General features: G+C 69.4%; 14 protein-coding genes. 12 read left to right on the forward strand and 2 right to left on the reverse strand.

Annotation, left to right across the window (positions count from 1 at the left end; genetic code table 11):
• Positions 1–127 precede the first annotated feature (127 nt).
• From ftsW to murB, 4 genes are read left to right on the forward strand one after another with little or no spacing between them, the layout of a single operon-like run.
• Positions 128–1,312: a putative lipid II flippase FtsW gene (gene ftsW / locus ACE3T2_RS03080; protein ID WP_374654579.1), complete on the forward strand. Its 1,185-nt coding sequence runs from the start codon at positions 128–130 to the stop codon at positions 1,310–1,312.
• 9 nt (positions 1,313–1,321) lie between these two features.
• A complete protein-coding gene (murG, locus tag ACE3T2_RS03085; protein WP_374654581.1) occupies positions 1,322–2,419 on the forward strand; it encodes an undecaprenyldiphospho-muramoylpentapeptide beta-N-acetylglucosaminyltransferase in 1,098 nt (365 codons plus the stop codon).
• A complete protein-coding gene (murC, locus tag ACE3T2_RS03090) occupies positions 2,416–3,831 on the forward strand; it encodes a UDP-N-acetylmuramate--L-alanine ligase (RefSeq protein WP_374654583.1) in 1,416 nt (471 codons plus the stop codon). Before murG ends, murC begins: the two co-directional genes overlap by 4 nt.
• Positions 3,828–4,730 (forward strand): UDP-N-acetylmuramate dehydrogenase, encoded by a 903-nt coding sequence (murB, locus tag ACE3T2_RS03095; protein WP_374654585.1) that lies wholly within the window; start codon positions 3,828–3,830, stop codon positions 4,728–4,730. Before murC ends, murB begins: the two co-directional genes overlap by 4 nt.
• A 72-nt stretch (positions 4,731–4,802) precedes the next feature.
• On the opposite strand, the gene ACE3T2_RS03100 is transcribed toward murB, so the two are convergent.
• Complete coding sequence (locus tag ACE3T2_RS03100; RefSeq protein ID WP_374654587.1) at positions 4,803–5,642, reverse strand: THxN family PEP-CTERM protein; 840 nt, start codon at positions 5,640–5,642, stop codon at positions 4,803–4,805.
• Between the two features lie 180 nt (positions 5,643–5,822).
• Complete coding sequence (locus ACE3T2_RS03105) at positions 5,823–6,293, reverse strand: PaaI family thioesterase (RefSeq protein ID WP_374654589.1); 471 nt, start codon at positions 6,291–6,293, stop codon at positions 5,823–5,825.
• Positions 6,294–6,386: 93 nt separating this feature from the next.
• On the opposite strand from ACE3T2_RS03105, the gene ACE3T2_RS03110 reads away from it, so the two are divergent.
• The 8 genes from ACE3T2_RS03110 to recN all read left to right on the forward strand — a co-directional run bounded on the left by ACE3T2_RS03110 (position 6,387) and on the right by recN (position 16,963).
• Positions 6,387–7,760, forward strand: a complete 1,374-nt coding sequence (locus ACE3T2_RS03110; protein ID WP_374654591.1) for a M20/M25/M40 family metallo-hydrolase — start codon at positions 6,387–6,389, stop codon at positions 7,758–7,760.
• Positions 7,757–8,749, forward strand: a complete 993-nt coding sequence (locus tag ACE3T2_RS03115; RefSeq protein ID WP_374654593.1) for a D-alanine--D-alanine ligase — start codon at positions 7,757–7,759, stop codon at positions 8,747–8,749. Before ACE3T2_RS03110 ends, ACE3T2_RS03115 begins: the two co-directional genes overlap by 4 nt.
• Positions 8,685–9,599, forward strand: coding sequence for a cell division protein FtsQ/DivIB (locus tag ACE3T2_RS03120; RefSeq protein ID WP_374654595.1), 915 nt, complete (start codon positions 8,685–8,687; stop codon positions 9,597–9,599). The genes ACE3T2_RS03115 and ACE3T2_RS03120 overlap by 65 nt, the downstream gene beginning before the upstream one ends.
• Positions 9,600–9,738: 139 nt before the next feature.
• Positions 9,739–10,950 (forward strand): cell division protein FtsA, encoded by a 1,212-nt coding sequence (ftsA, locus tag ACE3T2_RS03125; protein WP_374654672.1) that lies wholly within the window; start codon positions 9,739–9,741, stop codon positions 10,948–10,950.
• A gap of 343 nt (positions 10,951–11,293) precedes the next feature.
• Positions 11,294–12,883 carry a cell division protein FtsZ gene (gene ftsZ / locus ACE3T2_RS03130; protein ID WP_374654597.1) on the forward strand — a complete coding sequence of 530 codons (1,590 nt, stop codon included), beginning with the start codon at positions 11,294–11,296 and terminating at the stop codon, positions 12,881–12,883.
• A 217-nt stretch (positions 12,884–13,100) separates the two neighbouring features.
• Entirely contained in the window at positions 13,101–13,994 is an 894-nt protein-coding gene (gene lpxC, locus ACE3T2_RS03135) for a UDP-3-O-acyl-N-acetylglucosamine deacetylase (protein WP_374654599.1), read from the forward strand.
• A 184-nt stretch (positions 13,995–14,178) separates the two neighbouring features.
• Positions 14,179–15,207, forward strand: a complete 1,029-nt coding sequence (locus tag ACE3T2_RS03140) for an outer membrane protein assembly factor BamD (protein WP_374654601.1) — start codon at positions 14,179–14,181, stop codon at positions 15,205–15,207.
• 58 nt (positions 15,208–15,265) lie between these two features.
• Positions 15,266–16,963, forward strand: a complete 1,698-nt coding sequence (gene recN / locus ACE3T2_RS03145; protein WP_374654603.1) for a DNA repair protein RecN — start codon at positions 15,266–15,268, stop codon at positions 16,961–16,963.
• Positions 16,964–16,969: the final 6 nt, after the last annotated feature.

Consider the following 16,969-nt stretch of genomic DNA (forward strand, 5'->3'; position numbering starts at 1 on the left):
GTCGATGTCTCCCTCCGCGGGCGGGATTTCAAGTCGCAGGGACGGGTTCGAGTGAGCTTGGTTAAGATATCTTAAGCATGACGCGGGCATCTCAAGGAGACGGGCCGGTGCGCCCGCGGAGAGGTTCATGAGCTACGCCCAACGTCACCAGCAGGCGCACGCCTTCGCCCGCAGCGACCGCTCGGCGCTGGGCATCTGGTGGTGGACGACCGACCGCTGGATGCTGGGTGCCGTGGGCGCGCTGATCGCCATCGGCGTGATGATGTCCTTCGCGGCCAGCCCAGCCGCCGCGGCGCGGATGAACGTCGGCGACCCCTTCCACTTCGCGGTCCGCCAGTGCCTGTTCGCGGGCGCGGGGGCGGCGATCCTGGTCGGCGTCTCGATGCTCGACGCGCGCGGAATCCGGCGCGCGGCGTTCTTCATCTATCTGGCCGCCATCGCCATCATGATCGCCCTGCCGTTCCTCGGCCACACGGCCAAGGGCGCGACGCGATGGGTTCAGCTCGGCGGCTTCACCCTCCAGCCGTCAGAATTCATGAAGCCGGCGCTGATCGTGCTGGTCTCGTGGATGTTCTCCGAAGGCCAGAAGGGGCAGGGGGTGCCGGGCGTCTCCATCGCCTTCGGCCTTTATTTCCTCTCGGTCGGCCTGCTGCTGATTCAGCCGGACGTCGGCCAGACGGTGCTGATCACCGTCGCCTTCGGCGCCGCCTTCTGGATGGCCGGGGTGCCGCTGTCCTGGGTCATGCTGCTGGGCGGGGTGGCGGTGACGGGGCTCTCGTCGACCTATTTCCTGTTCCCCCACGTGGCCAGCCGCGTCGACCGCTTCCTCAGCCCCGACAAGGCCGACACCCATCAGGTCGACCGCGCCGCGGAGGCCATCGCCGCCGGCGGCTTCTTTGGCCGCGGCCCGGGCGAGGGCGTCATGAAGCGCCACGTGCCCGACCTGCACACCGACTTCATCTATTCGGTCGGCGCCGAGGAGTACGGCCTGATCTTCTCGCTGCTGCTGATCACCCTGTTCGGCTTCATCGTCACCCGCGGCCTCTATCGCGCCATGAAGCTGACCGATCCCTTCGAGCAGGTGGCTGCGGCCGGACTGTTCGTCCTGGTCGGCCAGCAGGCCTTCATCAACGTGGCGGTGAACCTGAACATGATCCCGACCAAGGGCATGACCCTTCCGTTCATTTCCTATGGCGGCTCGTCCATGCTGGCCATCTGCCTGACCTTCGGCATGGCCCTGGCCCTGACCCGTCGCAGGCCGGGGGCCTATTCCCAGGGCGAGGGCCTCGCCAAGGCCGGCGCGTTCGCCTAAAGCCTTCCGATGCGTAAGATCGCTGTCGTCGCCGCCGGGGGAACCGGCGGCCACCTGTTTCCGGCACAGGCGCTCGCCGAAGCCCTGATCGCGCGCGGATGGCGCATCGTGCTCGCTTCCGACGAGCGCGCCGCCGCTTTCGCCGAGAGCTTCCCGGCCGAGGAGCGGATCGGCCTGTCGGCCCGCACCTTCCGCCGCGGCGACCCCGTCAGCATGGCCCAGGCCGGGATCGCCATCGTTCGGGGGGTGATGCAGGCCCGCGCGGCCTTCACTCGCCTGGACCCCGCCGTCGTCATCGGCTTCGGGGGCTATCCGTCGGTGCCCGGCCTGCTGGCCGCGATCACCCAGCGCCGCCCGACGCTGCTGCACGAGCAGAACGCGGTCATGGGCCGCGCCAACCGGCGGCTGGCTGGCCACGTCAACGCTGTCGCCTGCGCCTTTCCGGTGCTGCAGAAGGCGCCGGGCCGCGTGGCCGAGAACGCCGTGGTCGTCGGCAACCCGGTGCGCCCCGACATCCGCGCCCTGGCCGACCTTCCCTATATTCCGCCGGTCGAAGGCGGCCCGATCCGCATCCTCGTCACCGGCGGCAGCCAGGGCGCGCGCCTGCTCTCCGAACTGATGCCCGAGGCGATCGCCAAGCTGCCGGAGGACCTGCGCGTGCGCCTGAAGGTCCAGCAGCAGACCCGCAAGGAGTCCATGGACGGCGCGCGCCGCATCTACGCCAACGCCATGGTCGAGGCCGAGATCGCCCCGTTCTTCCGCGACATGGCCGGCCGGCTGAAGGACGCCCACTTGGTGATCGGCCGCTCCGGCGCAGGCTCGGTGTGCGAGTTCGCCGTGGCCGGCAAGCCCGCCATCCTGGTGCCGCTCGCCATCGCCCTCGACGACGACCAGGGCCAGAACGCCCGCGTCATGGCCGAGGCCGGCGGCGCGGAGATCGCCCGCGAGAGCCAACTCACCGTCGACGCCATGGCCGGCGCCCTCCAGAAGCTGCTCACCAACCCCGAGCGCCTGGCGCGCATGGCCGCCGGCGCTCGCTCCATCGCCAAGCCCGACGCGGCCGAACGCCTGGCCGACCTGGTCGAGAGAACCGCCGCCCAAACATGAACAAGCGCCCCGTCCCCTTCTTCGCCCGCGGCCCGGTCCACTTCATCGGCATCGGCGGCATCGGCATGAGCGGCATCGCCGAGATCATGCTCCGCATCGGCTATACGGTGCAGGGCTCCGACGCCAAGGCCAGCGCCAACACCGAGCGGCTGGAGAAGCTGGGCGCGAAGATCTTCATCGGTCACGACCCGGCCCATGTCGAAGGCGCCTACGCCATCGTCTATTCGACCGCAGTGAAGGCGGACAATCCCGAGATGGTCGCCGGCCGCGAGAAGCGTCTGCCGCTGGTCCACCGCGGCGAGATGCTCGCCGAGCTGACCCGTCTGCAATACACCGTCGCCATCGGCGGCACCCACGGCAAGACCACCACCACGTCGATGGTCGCGGCTCTGCTCGACGCCGGCGGCATGGACCCCACCGTCATCAATGGCGGCATTATCAACGCCTACGGCACCAACGCGAAGGTGGGCGAGGGCGACTGGATGGTGGTCGAGGCCGACGAGAGCGACGGCACGTTCCTGCGGGTCAAGTCGACCTGCGCCATCGTCACCAACATCGACCCCGAGCACCTCGACCACTACGGCGACTTCGACGCGGTGAAGAAGGCCTTCCAGTCCTTCGTCGAGAACATGCCCTTCTACGGCTTCGCGGCCGTCTGCACCGATCATCCCGAGGTTCAGGCCATGGCTGCGCGCGTGCAGAACCGTCGGCTGATCCCGTACGGGACCAATCCTCAGGCCGAGGCCCGCGCCGACAAGATCAGCATGGGGCCTGACGGCTCGCGCTTCGACGTGATCTTCACGCCCCAGGACGGCGCGACCAGCCGCCTGGAGGGCCTGCATTTGCCGATGGCGGGCCTGCACAACGTGCTGAACGCAACCGGCGCGATCGTCATCGCCCGCGAGCTCGGCGTTTCCGACGACGACATCCGCAAGGGGCTGGCCGGCTTCGGCGGGGTCAAGCGCCGCTTCACCACGACGGGCGTCGCGAACGGCGTGCGCATCATCGACGATTACGGCCACCATCCGGTGGAGATCGCCTCGGTGCTGAAGGCCGCCCGTGCGGTGACGCAGGGCAAGGTGATCGCGGTCGTCCAGCCGCACCGTTACACGCGCCTGCGCGACCTGTTCGACGAGTTCTGCGGCTGCTTCAACGACGCCGACACGGTGATCGTCGCCGACGTCTACACCGCCGGCGAGAGCCCGATCCCCGGCGCCGACCGCGACGGCCTGGTCGATGGCCTGCGCCGCTTCGGCCACCGTCGCGCCCTGTCCCTGGGAAGCCCGGCCGAGTTGGCGAACCTGATCTATCAGGAGGCGGCGTCCGGCGACCTCGTGGTCTGCCTGGGGGCTGGCGACATCACCGCCTGGGCCCACGCCCTGCCGGCCCAGCTGGAAGAGCTGGCCAAATGAGCTGGCGCGAGGCGCTTCCCGCCGTCCGCGGCCGGCTGCTGAGGGACGAGCCGCTCGGCCCCTTCACCTGGTTCCGTGTCGGCGGGGCGGCGGAGGTCCTGTTCCTCCCGGCCGACCACGAGGATCTCGGCGCCTTTCTGCAAGGCCTGCCGGAAAACGTGCCGGTGACTGTGCTCGGCGTCGGCTCCAACGTCATCGTCCGGGACGGCGGCGTGGAGGGCGTGGTCATCCGCCTGGCGGGCCGTCCGTTCGGGGGCGTCTCGGTTAAGGGCGACCTGGTCACCGCCGGCGCCGGCGCGTTGGACGCCGCCGTGGCCAAGGCTGCGGCCAAGGCGGGCCTGGCCGGGCTGGAGTTCTACGCCGGCATTCCGGGCTCGGTCGGCGGGGCCCTGACCATGAACGCCGGCTGCTACGGCGGCGAGACGAAGGACATCCTGGTCTCCGCCTGGGGCTACGACCGCGCCGGCCGCCGCGTCGACTATCAGCTGGCCGACTTCGGCTATACCTATCGCCACAGCCAGGCGCCGGCCGACATCATCTGGGTCGAGGCGACCTATCGCGGCCGTCCAGACGCTCCGGACGCCGTCGCCGCCCGCATCGCCGAGATCACCGCCCGCCGCGAGACCACACAGCCGATCCGCGAGAAGACCGGCGGCTCGACCTTCAAGAACCCGGAAGGCCATTCCTCTTGGAAGCTGGTCGACGAGGCCGGCTGGCGTGGCAAGCTGCACGGCGGGGCGATGTTCTCGCCGCTGCATTCGAACTTCATGATCAATACCGGGCAGGCCACCGCGGCCGACCTGGAAGGCCTCGGCGAGGCCGTGCGCGCCGACGTGAAGGCCAAGACCGGGATCGAGCTGCAATGGGAGATCAAGCGCATCGGCCGACCCGGCGCGTAAGGCCCATGAGCAGAACGCCGCCGCCCCGAGGGGCGACGGCGTCCGCAAGCGTTAGGGTTTACTGAACTGAGCTCAGGCGGCGAGCGCGATGCGGCGACGGTTGCGGACCATGGCGCCCACGGCGCCGAAGCCGACGATCATCATCGCCCAGGTCGACGGCTCGGGCACGGCGCTGGTGACCATCGAGACGCGGGCCATGATGTCGGCCTTATTCTCAAACTCCTTCACCACCTTGCACGTCTTGCCCTTCTTGCCGCACTTCTCCTCGATCACCGCGCTTTCCTTCGTGATGAAGGAGTTGGTCAGGGTGTTGCCGACCAGGAAGCCCGCGATGTCGAGGGTGTAGGTGTCCTTCCCGTACGTGAAGCTGTTGTTGTACGAGATGGAGTTCACCATCACCTTGTCCGAGCAGCCGTACGGATTGGCCGCATCGCCCGACTTGCCGCCGAACTGGCAGGTCCCCTGCCAGCCGGAACCGGCGTTCGGCGTCTCGACGTGGGTGAAGTCGTAGACGAAGTTCTGCAAACCGATGTTGTTGCCGTCGATCACCACAGTCGCGCTGACCGTCAGGCGCACGGTCTGCAGGGTCGTGCCGGTCACTGGCCAGTTGTTGTGCTGGAAGGTGCCCAGCTTGAACGGGCCGGCTTCGTCGCCATCGCTCAGATTGGCCACGAACGGCGCGCTGGCCGAGGTGAAGGCGTAGCTGCTCTTGCGATAGCCGCCGTCCTCGGTGCCCTGGCCCCAGCTCACGGTCGCCGTCGGGCTGCCGTTGCTGACCGTGCCGGTCGGCGAGGCCAGGCTCCACACGCCTTTGATGTTGCTGATGGTGACGGTGCCGGCCGACGCGGCCGACGCGAAGCTGACAGCCGCCAGCGCGACGCCCGCAGCGAGCGTCTTCAGTTTGAATTGCATGATCCGAGCCTCCATCGCCCCCCAAGACGGGCGAACTCGGCGTCACGCATAACGTTGGTATTTTGTTGTCTGCAAGCAGAAATTCTTAATCCAGCCTTAATTCAACCGACCGGCGGCGCCCCATAGGCCGAATTTCGCTGCATAGGCGAAAATTCGAACCCCCATCGCCTGATGAAAGGCCTATGCGGTGGCTATCAAAGACCTGGGAACATCAAGAGCCCTGTCGGTCGGGATCAGGCGAACACTGGACGAGGCCTTGGCCAACCAGACCCCGTCCTCATCCATGAGCCGCGCCTCGACGAAGCCGACCGTCTTGCCCAGTTGCACGACCTGGCCCTCGCCATAGATCGGCCCGACCTTCGCCGGGGCCAGAAAGCTGACCGTCATGTCGATGGTGGCGACATAGGTCGCTCCGTCGGTATGGGCGAACACGGCCGGCCCCATGGTGTCGTCCAGCATGGCGGCCAGAAAGCCGCCCTGGATCGCGCCGGCTGGGTTGCGGAACTCGGGCCGGGCCTGGAACCCGATGCGGATCCAGCCCTCGGCGGGGCGGGCGTCCACCACCCTCCAGCCGAGCAGTTCGGCGCAGGGCGGGGAGGCGGTCGAGGGCGGTGGCGATAGACATGGCGATCTCCATTGGGACGGACGCACTAGCGCGCGCCTGCCGCCAACGTGCTGTCAGCAACTGCGGCCTGCGACGCGCGGCGGCTTGACAGGTGCCCCGCGCGCGGGCACGCGCCGGACATGCGTAACGCTCTTCTCGCGGCCGTAGCCGCCCTTTCCCTCGCCCCGGCCGCCCAGGCGGCGGACCTCGCGGCCACGACCCTGGCGCTGCGCGACAAGGCGTTGACCGACACCACCGCGTGGGATGTGACGGAGTCGCTGACCACCGAGGTCGGGGCGCGGCCGCAGGGCTCGCCCGGCATGGACCGCGCGCGCGACTGGGGCGTGGCCAAGTTGAAGGCGCTGGGCTTCGAGAACGTCCACGTCGAGACCTTCGAGACCGAGTCCTGGCTGCGCGGGGCGGAGTCGGCCGAGGTGGTCGCGCCTTATCCGCAGAAGCTGCAGATTCTGGGCCTTGGCCGCTCGACTCCGACGCCGGCCGGCGGGATCGAGGCCGAGATCGCGCTGTTCCGCACCCTCGACGAGATGCTGGCCCAGCCCCCAGGCGCGCTGAAGGGCAAGATCGCCGTGGTGACCCAGCCAATGCGGCGAACTCAGGACATCGGCGGCTACGCGGCGGCCGTGCGCGTGCGCGGCGCGGGCGGCGAGGCCGCCAAGCGCGGGGCGATCGCCTATCTGGCCCGCTCGGCCTCGACCGACGACACCCGCCTGCCGCACGGCGGCGGCGGCTTCCGCGCCGGCATCCCGATGGCGGCGCTCTCGACCCCCGACGCCGAACTGCTGGAGCGGATGGCCGCCCGCGGCAAGCCGGTGAGGATCAAGCTCTCGCTCCAGTCGACGTTCCGGGAGAAGGCGCCGGCCTACAACGTCGTCGGCGAGATCAAGGGCCGCGAGAAGCCCGAGGAGGTGATCGTCATCGGCGGCCACCTCGATTCCTGGGATGCGGGCACCGGGGCGGTGGACGACGCGGCCGGGATCGGCGTCACCACGGCGGCCGCCAAGCTCATCGCCGGCCTGCCGCAGCGTCCGCGCCGCACCATCCGCGTGGTGATGTGGGGGGCCGAGGAACAGGGCGGTTCGGGCGCCGCTTACGCCGCCGCCCACAGAGACGAGGTGGCCAATATCGTCGTCGCTGGGGAAAGCGACCTTGGCGCCGGCGAGATATTCTCGGCCAAGCTGCCCAAGGGCAGCCGCGAGCATCCGGCGATGAAGGCCTTCGCCGCCGCGGTGGTCCCGCTCAAGGTGCTGGTCTCGCGGGAGCCCGCCGAGGATGGCGGGGCGGACGTCGACGGCCTGAAGGATCTTGGAACCCCGGTCGTCCAGCTCCAGCAGGACGCAGGTCGCTATTTCGACCTGCACCACTCAGCCGACGACACCCTCGACAAGATCGATCCGAGGGAGCTGGCTCAGAACGTCGCGGTCTGGACCGCCTTCGTCTACGCCGTCGCCGACAGCGACATCGACTTCCGCAAGACCGCGAGCGCAGCCCAGTGAGCCCTCCTTCTGCGAGCCTTCCCCTTGCCGGCCGTCATGTCGCCCTGCTGTACGGCGGCCTCTCTTCCGAGCGCGAGGTCAGCCTGTCGTCGGGACGCGAATGCGGGGCGGCGCTGGAGCGGCTGGGCGCCAAGGTGAGCTATGTCGACGCCGGGCGGGACGTGGCCCAGGTGCTGGCCGCTTTGAGGCCCGACGTCTGCTTCAACGCGTTGCACGGTGAATGGGGGGAGGATGGCTGCGTCCAGGGCATACTGGAGACGCTGGACCTGCCCTACACCCACTCCGGCGTCTTGGCTTCGGCGCTGGCCATGGACAAGGCCAAGGCCAAGGCGGTGATGGCCGCCGCCGGGGTGACCGTGCCGGGCGGGGGGCTCTTCAACCGCCATGTCGCGGCGGCCGACCATGTGATGGCCCCGCCCTATGTGGTCAAGCCGAACGCCGAGGGATCATCGGTCGGCGTCTTCATCGTCCGCGAGGGCGCGAATCGCCCGCCGCAGGAGCTGTCTTCGCCCACCTGGACGCACGGCGAGGAGGTGATGATCGAGCCCTATATCCGCGGCAAGGAGCTCGCCGTGGCCGTCATGGACGGCAAGGCGATCACCGTCACCGACATCATCCCGCAGACAGAATTTTACGATTACGAAGCCAAGTACGCCCAAGGCGGTTCGGTGCACGTCGTCCCGGCCGATATTCCGAAACATGCCTTTGAAAAGGCTCTGGAACTGTCGGAGAAGGCGCACGCCGCCCTTGGTTGCCGGGGAGTTACCCGGTCCGATCTTCGTTATGACGACATTAACGACATTCTGGTCCTTCTGGAGGTCAACACCCAGCCCGGCATGACGCCCACCTCGCTCGTCCCCGAGCAGGCGGCGCAGCAGGGGGTGGATTTCGACCGTCTGGTGCTTTGGATCACGGAGGATGCGTATGCCCGCGGCAGTGCGGGGGGAGTCGCGAGCAGCCGCGAAGCCCCGGGCCAAAACGCCCGCTAGCTCCAAGTCCCGTCCCCGTGCGCGCAAGCAGGGGGGCTCGTATTCGCCCGGCAAGCTGGGCGCCGTGCGTGGCGCAGGCCTTTCGCCCTGGCACGCCCTGCTGGCGGCTGGCGGCGTCGTCGGCCTGGCGCTCGTGGTCGCCCTGTCCACCGGCCATCGCGGCGAGAAGCTGGCGACCTCGACCGGCTCGGCGGTCGGCGGCCAATTCGCCGGTCTCGGCTTCCGTCTGAAGTCGGTGCATGTCGAGGGCGCCTCGCCGATGGCGACGCCCGACATCCTGCGCGCCGCTGGCGTTTACAAGGATGACCCGATGCTGGGCATGGATCTCGAGCAGATCCGCCAGCGCGTCGAGGCCGTGGGGTGGGTGAAGGAGGCGCGCGTCGTTCGCCTGCTGCCCGACACCCTCGTGCTGGCGGTCACCGAGCGCAGGCAGTTGGCCGTGTGGCAGCACGCTGGCCACAGCTACGTCATCGACGAGACCGGCCGGGTGATCCCCGAGGCGGATCCCGGCCGTTTCGCCACCTTGCCGCTGATCGTCGGGGCAGGGGCCAACGAGGCGGCCGCGGCCATCCTGCCGGAAGTGGCCGCGCGGCCGCGCCTGGCCGAGCGCACCGAGGCGCTGATCCGGGTCGACGGCCGCCGCTGGGACCTGCGGATGAAGGACGGATCGCTGGTGCAGCTGCCGGCGGTCGACGAGGGCGCGGCCCTGATCCAGCTCGAACAGCTCGATCAGCGCTCGCGCATCTTGGAGCTGGGCTTCGAGCGGATCGATCTGCGCGATCCCTCGGTGGTGGCGGTGCGCCCGCGCGACGGGGTGCTGCCCGGCCAACTGGTCGCCAACGGCGCGTGAACTGAAGGAAGGGACTAAGGACTTGTCGACCCGGGTTGAGGACCGCAAGGAAAGCCGCGAAGGCCTGAAGGCCGCGCTGAGCCGCCAGCCGGTGGTGGCCGCCGTGGACCTGGGCGCGTCCAAGGTCACGTGCTTCATCATGAAGCCCGAAGGCGTGCGCCGGGGCGACCGCACCCTGACCGCAGCCGGCGTCGGCTATGTTCAGTCGCGCGGCGTGCGCGGCGGCGCGATCATCAATCTGGACGAGGCTTCCGACGCCATCGCCCAGGCCGTCGAGCGCGCCGAGAATGTCGCAGGCGTCCAGGTCCAGGGCGTCACCGTCGCCACCGCCGGCGGCCAGCTCGCGAGCCATCGAATCGCCGGCCGCGTCTCGCTGGGCGCGCGCCCGATCAACGACGGCGACCTCGTGCGCGCCATCCAGCAGGCGCTCTCGCAGATCAAGATCCCCGGCCGCCGCGCCGCCCACATCCTGCCGGTCGCCTGGAGCGTCGACGGTCAGACCGCGATTCGCGACCCCCGCGCCATGTTCGGCCGCGCCCTCGGGGTCGAGTTGCTGGTCGTCACCGTCAGCGAGGCGGTCTACCAGACCCTCGGCGCCTGCGTCGAACGCGCCCACCTCCAGTTCGAGGGCGTGGTCGCCGCGCCCTTCGCCTCGGCGCTCGCGGCCCTGGAAGAAGACGAGATGGATCTCGGCGCGGTCTGTATCGACATGGGCGGCGGCTCGACCTCGGCAGCGGTGTTCGCCGGCGGCAGCTTGATTCACGTCGAGACCCTGCCGGTCGGAGGCGGCCACGTCACCGCCGACATCGCCCGTGGCCTGTCCACCTCGATCGCCGGCGCCGAGCGCATCAAGACCCTGCATGGCTCGGCCATCGCCTCGGCCAACGAGGACCGCGAGATGATCGAGGCGCCGCCGCGCGGCGACGATCCCGGCGCGGGCCCGGTCATCGCGCCCCGTTCGCTGCTGAAGGGCATCATCGCGCCGCGCGTCGAAGAGACCTTGGAATTGCTGCGCGACCGCCTGAAGGCCTCGGGCGCAGCGGTCGAGCCGGGCGCCGGCCTCGTCCTCACCGGCGGCGCCAGCCAGCTGGCCGGCGTGCGCGAGGTCGCGGTGCGGGTCTTCGACCGTCCCGTCCGCCTCGGGCGCCCGCGCCGGGTGCCGCACTTGGCCGATGCTGCGTCCGGCCCGGCCTTCTGCGCCGCCGCCGGCGTGCTCCAGCGCGCCGCCTTCGGCCCGCGTGAGGCCGTCTCGTCCAAGGCCCTGGCCAGCGCCAAGCTGCGCCGTGAGCCGCTCGATCCGCGCGCCAATCCGGTGGCCAAGGCCGCGGCCTGGCTGCGTGAAAACCTCTAGCTTTCGTTTCTGGGACGCAGTCCAGCCCGATCTACAGTCAAGGTTGAATCGGCGGCGCCGTTTGCGCGCCTCCGGCGCAAAACCTTGTTCGTTGAGCCGCTTAGGCCGAACGCTCCGCATTCTGAGTCAAGACGCCGCAGCCGCTCTCGCGTGGTTAACGGCCAAGCCTTACACAGCAAGAAATTTTGTTGTGGATGGCGTCTTCACGCGCCTCCGACTCGCCTTATGCAGTTAACCGCCAATTAACGATGGTGGGCGCTTCCTTAACGCCAGCCGTCGCGGGAGCCGGGCGGGCGGGTCGCCTCGTGTTCCCTTGACCACGGTACGGAGACACAGGGTCCCAATGGCTATCGCACTTTCCGCGCCGCGCGCGACCGAACTGAAGCCGCGGATCGTTGTGTTCGGCGTCGGGGGCGCCGGGGGCAACGCGGTCAACAACATGATCGAGGCCGGCCTCGAGGGCGTGGAGTTCGTCGTCGCGAACACCGACGCCCAGCAGCTCGCCTTCGCCAAGACCGACCGCCGCATCCAGCTCGGGGTCCAGGTGACCCAGGGTCTCGGGGCAGGGGCGCATCCGGAAGTCGGGATGAGCGCGGCCGAGGAGTCGATCCCGGAGATCGGCGAGCACCTCGACGGGGCCCACATGATCTTCATCACCGCCGGCATGGGCGGCGGCACCGGCACCGGCGCGGCCCCGATCATCGCCAAGTGCGCCCGTGAGCGCGGCATCCTGACGGTCGGCGTGGTGACCAAGCCCTTCCACTTCGAAGGTCGCCACCGGATGCGCCTGGCCGACGCCGGCATCGGCGAGCTGCAGCGCTATGTCGACACCCTGATCGTCATCCCGAACCAGAACCTGTTCCGCGTCGCCAACGAGCGGACGACCTTCGCCGAGGCATTCGGCATGGCCGACCAGGTCCTGCACTCGGGCGTGCGCTCGATCACCGATCTGATGGTGTTGCCGGGCCTGATCAACCTCGACTTCGCCGACGTCCGCACGGTCATGACCGAGATGGGCAAGGCGATGATGGGCACCGGCGAGGCTACTGGCGAAGACCGCGCCCTGATGGCCGCTCAGAACGCCATCGCCAACCCGCTGCTGGACGAAGTCTCGCTGAAGGGCGCCAAGGCGGTGCTGGTCAACGTGACCGGCGGCCTGGACATGACCTTGTTGGAAGTCGACGAGGCGGCCAACGCCATCTCCGAGCAGGTGGACACCGAGGCCAACATCATCTTCGGCGCGGCCTTCGACCCGTCGCTGGACGGCATGATCCGCGTGTCTGTGGTCGCCACCGGCATGGATGGCGCCTCGATCGCCGCTATCGAGCCCAAGGTCGAGCGCAAGCCGCTCACCGCCCCGCCGCTGCGCGCCGAAACCTCGCGTCCGGCTCCGGTGACCGAGCCGGTGATCCGTCCGGCGGCCGCCTATGAGCGTCCCGCGCCGACTCCGACCTACGCCGAGCGGCCGGCCGCTCCGCCGGCGCCGCGCTATCCGGAACCCGCCGCCTACGTTCCGCCGACCCCGGTCACGCCCGTCGCCGCCGCGCCCGAGCCGGAACCGACCATCGCCGCCTTCGAGGAAGAAGAGCAGGGCGACCTGTACGCTGCGCCGGCCCCGGCCCCTGTGGTCGCCGCCGCGCCGGAACCGCAGATCAGTCGCCCGATCACCAAGATCGTCGATCCGGCGGTCGAGGAGATGGAAGAGCCGCTCTTCAGCCAGCCGGCCTACGAGGAACGCCGTCCCCAACGCGGCGGCTTCCTCAGCCTGTTCGGCAGCCGCCCGCGCTACGACCAGCAGCCCGCGCCGCAGCCGACCCGCCAAGCCGTCAGCCGCACCAGCGCCATGCCGGTCGAGCAGCCGATGGAGGAGGCCCAGGTCGAGAACCAAGACGATCTGGAAATCCCGTCGTTCCTGCGCCGCCTGGCGAACTAGGTCGCAGGACACTCTTTACAGGCGAACGGCCGGGCCCAGCCCGGCCGTTCTGCTTTTTGGCGCGAGTCATTGAATCCTAAGGGATTCTTAACCGTGCCAAATCGAAACATTGCGAAACAGGAAGTGTTTTGCTGCGGCGCGGCATCACCCTTACCTGACAGTTGGGGCGTTATGCGGCCATCCGGCCGTATTGTCCGAACGAGGAAGGCGGCGAGTTTTGCGCGCACAAGAGTTTCAGCACACCCTGCAAGGCCCCGCCATCTTCGCTGGCGTCGGGGTCCACACGGGCGCTTACACCCGCGTCGCCGTTCGTCCCGCCCCGGTCAACTCCGGCGTCGTCTTCGTGCGCACCGACGTGACCGACCGCGACAATCGCGTGCCGGCGACCGGCGAAGCCGTGACCAAGACTCAGCTGGGCACCGTCATCGAGAACGCCGCCGGCGTCTCGGTCTCGACCATCGAGCACCTGATGGCCGCCCTGGTCATGCTTGGGATCGATAACGCCGTGGTCGAGCTCGACGGTCCGGAAATGCCGATCATGGACGGCTCGTCCCTGCCGTTCGTCCAGATCCTCGACCGCGCCGGCCGCCGTCCGCAGGACGCGCTGCGCGGCTATATCGAGATCCTCGAGCCCATCGAATATGTCGAGGGCGACAAGCGCGCCGCCTTGCTGCCGGCCGACCAGTTCGAGGTCGCCTTCGAGATCCGCTTCCCGTCCGCGGCCATCGGCCGCCAGACCGTCGACCTGGTCATGGACGAGCAGGCGTTCCGCGACGAACTGGCTGACTGCCGCACCTTCGGCTTCCTGCACGAGGTCGAATATCTGCGCTCGATCGGTCTGGCCCGCGGCGGCTCGATGGAGAACGCCGTCGTCATCGAGGGCGACCGCATCCTCAATCCGGAAGGCCTGCGCCGCCCGGACGAATTCGTGCGCCACAAGGCGCTCGACGCCATCGGCGACCTCTATGTGCTGGGCGCGCCGATCCTCGGCCGCTTCGAAGGCGTCCTGGCCGGCCACGGCCTGAACAACCAGCTCGTCCGCGCCCTGCTGGCCTCGCCGAAGTCCTGGCGCTACCGCACCCTCGCGCCGGAACTGGCCCAGGCGGTCTAGGCGGTCATCGCAATTTTCGCCGCGCCCTACGCTTTGGCGGAGATTTGAACTTGAGTTGAGGACGACGTCCGAGCACGGAGCCCATCATTGCGCTCCGCCGCATTTGCGCCCTGCATTCCATGCTGTAGAAGCGGGGACTCGCGGCGCGGGGGCGCGCGTCGATCCTTTTGAGGTGAAGGTGTCCTTGCTTCGCAATTCCCGGACTCGCACGGCTCTCGTCGTCGGCTGCGCCGCGCTCGCCCTGGCCGCCTGTGCTGGTAAACAGAAAAAGCCTCGTCTGGCCTATGAAGAGCGCCCGGTGGAGCTGCTCTACGCGACGGGGGCCGACCGCCTCGATCGCGGCCTTTGGAATCAGGCCGTGCAGTACTTCGGCGAGGTGGAGCGCCAGCACCCCTATTCGGAATGGTCGCGCCGCGCGATCCTGATGACCGCCTACGCCCATTACCAGGGCAACGATTACGCCGAGGCCATCGGCGACGCCGACCGCTTCATCTCGCTCTATCCGGGCAACCCCGCGGCCGCCTATGCGCACTATCTGAAGGCCATCTGCTACTTCGAGCAGATCGTCGACGTGGGCCGCGACCAGGCCGCCACCGGCCAGGCGCTCTCGAACCTGACCGAGATCGTCCAGCGCTATCCGCGCACCGAATACGCCGCCGACGCCCGCCTGAAGATCGACATGGTCAACGACCAGCTGGCCGGCAAGGAAATGACCATTGGCCGCTACTATCTGCGCCAGGGCGACACGCTCGCGGCCGTCGGCCGCTTCAAGACCGTGATCGACCGCTATCAGACCACCAGCCACACGCCCGAGGCGCTCTATCGCCTGGTTGAGTCGTACCTGACGCTGGGCCTGATCGAGGAAGCCAAGCGCAACGGCGCGGTCCTCGGCTACAACTATCCGGGCGACGCCTGGTACCGCGACGCCTACAAGCTGCTGACCGACAAGGGCCTGCGCCCGGCGGTCGAGCCGCATCGCGAGGAACGCCGCAGCCTGGTCTCGCGCCTGCCGTTCGTGAAGGACAAGGACGCCACCATCAAGCCGCCGGCTGGCGACCAGGGCCCCGCGCCCGCCGCTGAAGCGGCCGCGCCGACCCTGCAGGCTCCGCCGGCCGAAGCCGACAAGCCCGCGGCCGACGAGGCCAAGCCCGCGCCGAAGAAGAAGCGCGGTCTTCTCTCGCGCATTCCTGGCCTGGGCGGCGACGACAAATAAGAACCTAAGGCGAACCTAGCGTCTTCCGAACCGGCTGATTCCAGGCGATCTTGCCGCCATGTTGATCGGACTTTGGATCCGCGACGTCGTGCTCATCGAGGCCCTGGACCTGTCCATCGGCCCGGGCCTGACCGCGCTGACGGGTGAAACCGGGGCGGGCAAGTCGATCATCCTCGACAGCCTGGGCTTGGCCGTGGGCGCGCGCGCTGACGCCGGCCTCGTGCGCCAGGGCGCCTCCCAGGCGGCGGTGTCGGCGGTCTTCGCGCCGACCCCCGATCATCCGGTCTGGGACGTGCTGGAGGACAAGGGCATCTCCTACGCCCGCGACGAGGACCTGGTCCTGCGGCGCACGCTCAGCGCCGACGGCCGCAGCCGCGCCTTCGTCAACGACCAGGCCACCAGCGCCACGGTCCTGCGCGAGATCGGCGAACTGCTGCTCGAGGTCCACGGCCAGCACGAGACCGTCGGCCTCCTCGATGCCCGCACCCATCGCCCGCTGCTCGACGCCTACGGCGCCCTGCGCGGCCAGGCCCAGGCGGTGTCCGAAGCCTGGACCGAATGGCGCGCCGCCCGCGTGCGCGCCGACGAACTGGCCGCCGTCGTCGCGCGCGCGGCGGCCGAGTCCGAAGAACTGAGCCTGCGCCTCTCCGAGCTCGACCGCCTGGATCCGCAGGAGGGCGAGGAGCCGGCTTTAGCCGAACAGCGCGCCATCCTCGGCGCGTCGGAAAAGGCGCTCTCCGACATCGCAGAGGCTGGCCAGGCCTTCGAGGGCCTCTCCGCCCGTCTCGCCCACGCCGTACGCGCGGTCGAACACGCCCGCACCCGCGCGCTCGCCGCGGGAGCAGGGGAGGACAGCCCCGCCGTCGTCCGCCTCGCCGCCGCCAGCGCCGCCATCGACCGCGTGTTCAGCGAGGCCCAGGAAGCCGAGGCCGCCGTCGACGCCGCGGCCGAGGCCTTCGACTTCCGCCCCGACCAGCTGGAAAAGACCGAGGAGCGCCTGTTCGAACTGCGCGGCATGGCGCGCAAGCTCCAGGTCAGCGTCGAGGAACTTCCGGTCCTGCGCGTGCGCTTCGCAGAGAAGCTGCGGGCCATGGAAAACTCGGAAGACGACCTGAAAGCGGCCAATGCTGCGGTCGCCGCCGCCCGCGCCGCCTATCTCGACGCCGCCGGCAAGCTGAGCGAAGGCCGCCGCGCGGCCGGTGAGCGGCTGGCCGCTTCGGTCATGGCCGAACTCGGCCCCCTGAAGCTCGACAAGGCCCGCTTCCGCGTCGCCGTCGAACCGCTCTCCGAGGACCGCGCCGGTCCGACGGGTCTCGACCGCGTCGCCTTCGAGGTCGCCACCAATCCCGGCGCGCCGTTCGGCGACCTGGGCGCCATCGCCTCGGGCGGCGAACTGGCGCGCTTCGCCCTGGCGCTGAAGGCCTCGCTGGCAGGCCGCGCAGAGGGGCCGCAGCCGCTGATGATCTTCGACGAGGTCGACCAGGGCGTGGGCGGGGCCGTGGCCGACGCGGTCGGCCTGCGCCTCAAGCGCCTTGCCGCCGACGCCCAGGTGCTGGTCGTCACCCATTCCCCCCAGGTCGCCGCGCGCGGCGAGGCCCACTGGCGCATCTCCAAGGGCGGCGACGCCGAGCGCCTGCGCACCGTCGTCGAGACCCTGTCGCCCGCCGACCGCGAGGAAGAGATCGCCCGCATGCTCGCCGGCGCCCAGATCACCGACGCCGCCCGCGCCGCCGCCAGGGCCCTGATGGATGCGTGAGGCGAC

The sequence above is a fragment of the Phenylobacterium sp. genome (genome assembly GCF_041919955.1).
GTDB lineage: Bacteria > Pseudomonadota > Alphaproteobacteria > Caulobacterales > Caulobacteraceae > Phenylobacterium.

Excerpts from the sequence above, each read along its gene's own strand:
- ftsA (WP_374654672.1), top strand. The coding sequence starts at position 9,739 with ATGAAGCCCGAAGGCGTGCGCCGGGGCGACCGCACCCTGACCGCAGCC.
- murC (WP_374654583.1), top strand. The coding sequence starts at position 2,416 with ATGAACAAGCGCCCCGTCCCCTTCTTCGCCCGCGGCCCGGTCCACTTC.
- ACE3T2_RS03120 (WP_374654595.1), top strand. The coding sequence starts at position 8,685 with ATGCCCGCGGCAGTGCGGGGGGAGTCGCGAGCAGCCGCGAAGCCCCGG.
- ACE3T2_RS03110 (WP_374654591.1), top strand. The coding sequence starts at position 6,387 with ATGCGTAACGCTCTTCTCGCGGCCGTAGCCGCCCTTTCCCTCGCCCCG.
- ACE3T2_RS03100 (WP_374654587.1), bottom strand. The coding sequence starts at position 5,642 with ATGCAATTCAAACTGAAGACGCTCGCTGCGGGCGTCGCGCTGGCGGCT.
- murG (WP_374654581.1), top strand. The coding sequence starts at position 1,322 with ATGCGTAAGATCGCTGTCGTCGCCGCCGGGGGAACCGGCGGCCACCTG.
- recN (WP_374654603.1), top strand. The coding sequence starts at position 15,266 with ATGTTGATCGGACTTTGGATCCGCGACGTCGTGCTCATCGAGGCCCTG.
- ftsZ (WP_374654597.1), top strand. The coding sequence starts at position 11,294 with ATGGCTATCGCACTTTCCGCGCCGCGCGCGACCGAACTGAAGCCGCGG.
- ftsW (WP_374654579.1), top strand. The coding sequence starts at position 128 with ATGAGCTACGCCCAACGTCACCAGCAGGCGCACGCCTTCGCCCGCAGC.
- murB (WP_374654585.1), top strand. The coding sequence starts at position 3,828 with ATGAGCTGGCGCGAGGCGCTTCCCGCCGTCCGCGGCCGGCTGCTGAGG.